Source organism: Colwellia sp. MEBiC06753 (assembly GCF_053470325.1).
The window spans coordinates 136,801-143,123 of sequence record NZ_JBQMTM010000010.1; the positions used below are offsets into that span (position 1 = coordinate 136,801).

Sequence of the window (6,323 nt, forward strand, 5' to 3'; positions counted from 1 at the left end):
AACAGCTCGCTGTAATGAAAAAGCTACAAAAAAGCACACTTTAACTTGAAGTTATCGTGTGCTTTTTTGTACCCAGACTTCTTCTAAGGTCAGCATCGGGTAAACTAAGGCGCATTATTTTAATGAAAAACAGGTGTACCCGTTATGGATTTATCCTTATCTGAAGAACAATTGATGATTCAGGATATGGCGAAAAAATTTGCAGATAGCGAATTAGCGCCAGTTGCTGCTGAATTAGATCTGCACAATAACCAAACTTTGTTTCAAGAGAATTTAGCTAAACTCGCAGAGCTAGGTTTTATGGGGTTAAATATTAAAGCTGAATACGGTGGAGTTGAAGCCGGAAGTGTCGCTTTTAGTTTAGCGATCACCGAAATCGCGCGTGCTTGTGCCTCAACAGCGGTAACCACTTCGGTAACTAATATGGTGGCTGAAGTCATTCAAGCCGTTGGTAATGAAGAGCAAAAACAACGTTATTTACCAAAAATCTGTAGTGGTGAATATTTAGCGGGCGCATTCTGCTTAACCGAACCGAGTGCAGGTTCAGATCCATCAAGCATGAAAACCACAGCCGTTAAAGATGGCGATAGTTATGTGCTAAATGGCAGTAAAATTTATATTACCAGCGGTACATTTGCTGGCGTGTTCGTGGTGTGGGCAGTCACTGACCCAGAAGCAAAACGCGGCAAAGGCATTTCTTGTTTTCTGGTTGAAGCAAATACACCAGGCATGACTATTGGAAAAAGCGAAGACAAAATGGGACAGAAAGCATCACCAACGAATGAGGTGCATTTTGATAACTGTCGTATTCCTGCCAGCGCATTAATGGGCGAAGAAAACAAAGGTTTTGCTGTAGCTGTCGGTGAACTTGCTGGTGGTCGCATTGGTATTGGCTCATTAGCGTTAGGTGTTGGTTTAGCGGCAATGGACTACGCGCGCCAATTTTTAACCGAGCGTAAACAGTTTGGTCAAGCACTCGCACAATTTCAGGGCTTACAGTGGAAATTGGCTGATCGCTACACTGATTTAGAAGCTGCACGTTTACTATTAATGCAAGCGGCTTATTTAAAAGAGCAAGGCTTACCATTTGCTCAAGCAGCGTCAATGGCAAAATTATTTTCTGCAGAAAAAGCTAATAAAGCCTGTTATGACGCACAGCAATTATTAGGTGGTGCGGGTTACATTAAGGAATACCCGCTAGAGCGCCTTGCTCGCGACGTGCGAATTACTACAATTTATGAAGGTACTAGCGAAATTCAAAAAGTGATTATTGCTAGAGAATTACTGAAATAGCACTAAACAGTGCTAAATAGTTTTAAAGAAAATGCATAAAAGTAATAACATCAGTTTCACTAGAGGTTGATGTTATTACTTTATTTAAATTGAGGTTATTTAGCGATTAAGTCGTTTGATTGCTTACACTTTGTTTGCGGCTGTAGTATTTCACAATGCCAACAATTGAGGCAGATATCCAAAAGATCTCAATTACAAAACTGGCCAAATTAAAATTCACACAAAGGCTTATTAGCAGCAATATTGCGCCAGTTAAGTTCAGTAAATTGTATTGAATACTCTTCGGATCTAATTTATCGAGTTGAATTAAGAAAAACGCTAGTACTACCAACGCTGTACCTAACATACCTATGATGTCGGCAATTAAAGAAATAGCCATATTTTGCTCCTAAAAAACTATTAATAGCTGGCGCGGTTCCTTGGAGACTTAACCAACCCAGCTATGCTGGTATCCTTTTGGCAGATCGGCGGCTATTTTATAATTAAATAAAAATTAATCAACTATCGACATTGGTGTACGACATCGATGCGCGACAGTGATGCGAAGAGTGAATAGTTAGTCATGTTTGAAATTAGCTAATTTCCGAATTGCTCTTGTTAATCAAGGAATTTGCCCCAACAATAGTTAGCAGCATCAATAATTGAGAGAAAATTGTGAATCAAAATACTATCGCCTTGACCATAGAAAACTTTCAACAAGTGGTATTAGAGCAATCTAAACAGCAGATGATTTTAGTGGCTTTTTGGGCCAACCAAATACCAGAAAGTGTCGAGTTACGTGATAAGTTATCGGCAAAAGTGGCCAGAGCGGGCGATGCAATATTATGTGCAACGGTTGATTGTGAAGCTCAGCAACAAATTGCTATGCAATTTGGTATTCAAGGGTTGCCAACAGCAGTATTAGTCAAAGATGGTCAGCCAATTGATGGGGTTTCAGGCCCTCAAACTGATGAAACCATCGCGCAGTTTCTTGATAAGCACTTACCCAAACCACAAGACGAGTTACTACAGCAAGCAAAAGCTGCTCTTGCGGCTAATGATATTAATCAGGCCTATACCGCGGCTAAACAAGCATATGACTTAGATGCAGAGCGTGCTGATATTAAATTAGTTTTCGCTGATGTCAGTATTTTGGCAGGCAAAGTGGAAGAAGCGAAAGCGCTACTTGATACCATTAAAATGATCGATCAAGACAGCTATTATCATGCGATTATTGCAAAGTTGGAGCTGGCCAGTGAAGCGGCAAACTCACCAGAAATTCAGGCGCTTGAACAGCAATTAGCACAAAATCCAGATGACGCTCAATTAATTCAACAATTAGCGGCACAATACAATCAGGTGAATCGTAATGAAGATGCGCTTATTTTGCTATTTCGTCGCGTGCAATCAGTAAGAGATGATGCTGAAACCAAGAAAATTTTATTAGATGTATTAAAGTCATTACCCGATGGCGATCCGCTAGCAACTAAATATCGTCGTAAGCTGTATACCTTAATGTATTAATTTATCTGCCAAGCGGGCAATTTACGTCAGTAAAAAGCCGCGTTATCTGTAATGATAATGCGGCTTTTTTTAGTTGGTTTGTTTTTGTATGATTGCTTAGATGAAACTACTTTAATCTATCAACAAAGTTTTTACGGAATTTTGCCAATTTAGGCGAAACAACTGCCTGACAGTATTGGTTTTCCGGGTTGGCATTAAAGTAGCCTTGGTGATATTGCTCACCACTGTAAAACGGCAATGCTTCTGTGACTTCGGTAACAATAGGCTCAGGCCAAACCTTATCTTGGGTTAATTCTGCAATAATGGCATTGGCAGTAGCCAGTTGCTCTTGATCATGACAAAAGATAGCTGAGCGATACTGACGGCCTATATCGTTACCTTGACGATTTAATTGTGTAGGATCGTGCAGGGTAAAAAATATTTCCAGAATTTCACGATAACTAATTTCATCAGCATTAAAGCTTAATTGTACAACTTCGGCATGATCAGTATCACCATCACAAACACGTTTGTAATTGGCATCAGCCTCTGTGCCGCCCATGTAGCCAGAAACTGCTGAGTTAATGCCTTTTAGTTGATTGTAGGCGGCTTCGATACACCAGAAACAGCCGCCTGCTAATGTTGCAATTTGTTGATTAGTTGCCACTATCTTTACCCTCATGTTTTCTATGACGTAAAGATACCTTTTGTTTATTTAGACGTCTAGATGTTTTTACATCTTTTTGTGGCATTCATTTGAACTAAGCTAAATTGTAAGCAATATGTTGATGAAAACGCACGATAACTTCGTCTTGCGCTTCTTCTAAATTAAGCTCATGCGACATCAGCTTGACCGCCATTTCAATTTGATTAAGGAATTTAGCATGAGCAGAATCGATTAGGTTATCTTTAGTGGCAACAAACACTAGCTGAATATTATCAACTAAGTGTTTAGCATCCCATTTACTCATTAAGCCACAAGGCGATTGTTCAGGGTTAAAACCTAGCATTTGCAGTTCGCCAATACGTGACACTGCTTCATAATCACTGTGACGGACAATGGGAATTAAGCCATTAGCGATTAGTGCGCCATTATTTAAATTAAAGCGCTTAGCCGCTTTACTAAAGGCATTGGTCACTAAGGTGTAAAAAGGGTTGTAAGGATCAACCGAGTGAGTATCAATGTCGGCCATATTGACTAAATGCGACTTCACAGGAATAGAAACTATGGCATAGGTCATTTGCCGTTGGTTTTCTGGCAATTCAACATTTTGGCTGGCATAGCGTACATTTATGGTGCGCATTTTGTGGGCTTTTGTTGCTTCACCTGTTTTTGCTCTTGCGAATAAATCGTAAGTTAAATGTTGGTGGTCGCGCATTCTAAAGCTTAGTTCACCAAAGCCTAATTTTGCTTGGTAATTGGCAAGTAATTGTCTAATTTTTTCATGAAAACTAGCGGCATTGATGCGAATTTTATTGCCTGTAGCGAGAAATAATAATTGAATTTTGTCGGCACGATAGCTGGCATCATAAAAAGGTTTCTGCAATGAATGGTAGCAGGGATTGTAGTAGAACAATATTTGCTGATTAGTTTGCCATTGATGCATTTCCTGCGAATAACGAACTCGCGCTAATTTATCGTTAGCGATAAATAAGCTGTTGCTGACTTCATATTTTTGACTAATTTCAAATAACGTTTCAGCAAAGTGACGATACAACACGCCGTAATCACAATTTTCACCGCTATTAGCATTATCAAAGCTATTGATAATGTGGTCGGTTAATGGGAACTCAGCCAAAATGTAGTGGTTATCTCTGGCATTGTTGGGAATGTAAACTTTGTGAGCAGCAGTGCGTTTGCGAATAATCGACATTTTAAATCCTTAATAGCAGTCATTCATTCTTAATTGCCAGCGAGTATAAGTTGCAAGTATGACGGTAATATTTCACTATGGGCTCGAAAATACGACGCCTAGCGCCCAGTGTTGGTCAATTCGCGGCTTGGCGTGGCTAATTGTTTGATCTTTATATGACAAACTGGTCGTCCAATGATATGACTAATGAAATGACTATAGTTGCATTGCAAAATTTGCTCGCAGCATCTTGCTGGTAAACACCAATGAAGCTATTGATAAAGTAATCGATGAAGTAAGTAAAAAATGTTAGTAAATGATCAACAAGTAATGGTGGAAGCCATTAATCAAGTGATGCCCTTTGGCAAGTACGCCGGTAGAAAGTTATTGCAGCTGCCAGAGCCGTATTTAGTATGGTTTAACAGTAATGGCTTTCCTGAAGGTAAATTAGGTCAGCAGTTAGCACTGGTATATGAAATTAAATTAAATGGTTTAGAATCGCTGCTAAAGCCACTGTTGAACGATGAGTGACCTTAGCGCTGAGTTGTGTTCGATTGTGATTAATCGCCTTCTAAGTCTAATGGGTCTGTAGGAGAATCATCATCACCGACTTCTACTTTATTGCGACCAAATAAGGTATGAAATTGTTTTGGCGTAAGTACCTTGTTTTGATATTTGCGCCAAGCTTTTTCAATTTTGCTTTCGGCTTCCATTTTGCCCTGACATACATCAACAAAACGTTGTTCTGCATCCGTTGTCGGTTCTTGAGAGCCATTTGCTAGTGCCTGTAAGACCACTCCATAGTTTTCTAAAATGTTCACTTCCAATAATGTAAAGTCACCACTGCGAGCCATGCCGCGCGGGTAATTTTTATCGTCGTAAAACTTTCTATTAGCCTTAAAGCTATCTTTTGGGATGTCGATTGTGTTCATAACATAACTCAAAAAATAAAAGTAAAGATTGCGATCGCTTTTATATCTCTAGTTTTTTTACTTGGCAATTTATTTTTATGAATTTTTTATCACAAAGTGATTGCAGTGGTTATAACAGCATTAAAATTTATTTTTCTAAAAAACAGATTGGGGCAAACATTTGGATCTATTAGCTGGGGCTAACTTTCTGTTTTAAAAGCTCTTTGCAAATAGGTAAGTTTTTCAGGGTGAGACTTAACTATTGTGATTACATTTAATGACATTTTAATGAACGAATTATTATTGCAATCACTGACAATTTGTTCTTAAATGAATTGTCGACTGAAGTTCAACGTCGGCCGCTTAATATCAAATAAATCACAATACTTTTAATAAGTTACGGAGATTGATCTATGAGAAGACAAAAAAGAGATCGTTTAGGTAGAGCGCATTCAAACGGCTATCAAGCCGGCTTAAGTGGTAAATCAAGAGATAACTGTCCATATCAAAATATCGACGCCAGATCCGAATGGCTCGGTGGTTGGCGAGAAGCGGTAAACGACCGTAATACCGGTCTATTTAAATAACACACATTTCCTAGCGTCATATAATTCTTACGCTAATAACTATAGGATTTAGAAAAAGCCCACGTTATGTGGTAATGCCGTTCACTTAAGGTGAGCGGCATTTCTTTTTATAGGGTACCGAGCGGGTCGTTTCTTCACACATCGAGGAAATATTCTTTGCCGCCGGGGCTCTAAGATAAGGCTTTCAGCCATACCGT

8 protein-coding genes are annotated in these 6,323 nt (G+C 39.2%); 4 read left to right on the top strand and 4 right to left on the bottom strand.

Annotated elements, in window-relative coordinates; all coding sequences use genetic code 11:
* Positions 1-144 precede the first annotated feature (144 nt).
* Positions 145-1,293, top strand: a complete 1,149-nt coding sequence (locus tag ACOB82_RS09810; RefSeq protein WP_448212805.1) for an acyl-CoA dehydrogenase family protein — start codon at positions 145-147, stop codon at positions 1,291-1,293.
* Positions 1,294-1,399: 106 nt separating this feature from the next.
* Here ACOB82_RS09810 and ACOB82_RS09815 read toward each other — a convergent pair whose 3' ends face one another.
* Positions 1,400-1,672, bottom strand: a complete 273-nt coding sequence (locus tag ACOB82_RS09815; RefSeq protein ID WP_448212806.1) for a CBU_0592 family membrane protein — start codon at positions 1,670-1,672, stop codon at positions 1,400-1,402.
* 275 nt (positions 1,673-1,947) lie between these two features.
* Here ACOB82_RS09815 and ACOB82_RS09820 point away from each other — a divergent pair, with 275 nt between their 5' ends.
* Positions 1,948-2,796, top strand: a complete 849-nt coding sequence (locus tag ACOB82_RS09820) for a co-chaperone YbbN (protein WP_448212807.1) — start codon at positions 1,948-1,950, stop codon at positions 2,794-2,796.
* A gap of 106 nt (positions 2,797-2,902) precedes the next feature.
* Here the strand turns inward: ACOB82_RS09820 and msrA are convergent, their stop codons facing one another.
* Both msrA and ACOB82_RS09830 read right to left on the bottom strand, forming a co-directional pair.
* Complete coding sequence (gene msrA / locus ACOB82_RS09825) at positions 2,903-3,457, bottom strand: peptide-methionine (S)-S-oxide reductase MsrA (RefSeq protein WP_448212808.1); 555 nt, start codon at positions 3,455-3,457, stop codon at positions 2,903-2,905.
* Between the two features lie 79 nt (positions 3,458-3,536).
* Positions 3,537-4,649, bottom strand: a complete 1,113-nt coding sequence (locus ACOB82_RS09830; RefSeq protein WP_448212809.1) for a DUF3083 family protein — start codon at positions 4,647-4,649, stop codon at positions 3,537-3,539.
* A 285-nt stretch (positions 4,650-4,934) separates the two neighbouring features.
* Here ACOB82_RS09830 and ACOB82_RS09835 point away from each other — a divergent pair, with 285 nt between their 5' ends.
* Complete coding sequence (locus tag ACOB82_RS09835) at positions 4,935-5,159, top strand: DUF3820 family protein (RefSeq protein WP_448212810.1); 225 nt, start codon at positions 4,935-4,937, stop codon at positions 5,157-5,159.
* 29 nt (positions 5,160-5,188) lie between these two features.
* Here ACOB82_RS09835 and maoP read toward each other — a convergent pair whose 3' ends face one another.
* Positions 5,189-5,560 carry a DUF413 domain-containing protein gene (gene maoP / locus ACOB82_RS09840; RefSeq protein WP_448212811.1) on the bottom strand — a complete coding sequence of 124 codons (372 nt, stop codon included), beginning with the start codon at positions 5,558-5,560 and terminating at the stop codon, positions 5,189-5,191.
* A gap of 392 nt (positions 5,561-5,952) precedes the next feature.
* Here maoP and rmf point away from each other — a divergent pair, with 392 nt between their 5' ends.
* The gene (gene rmf / locus ACOB82_RS09845) at positions 5,953-6,126 is read left to right on the top strand and encodes a ribosome modulation factor (protein WP_448212812.1); all 174 of its coding nucleotides are present in this window, start codon (positions 5,953-5,955) and stop codon (positions 6,124-6,126) included.
* Positions 6,127-6,323 lie beyond the last annotated feature (197 nt).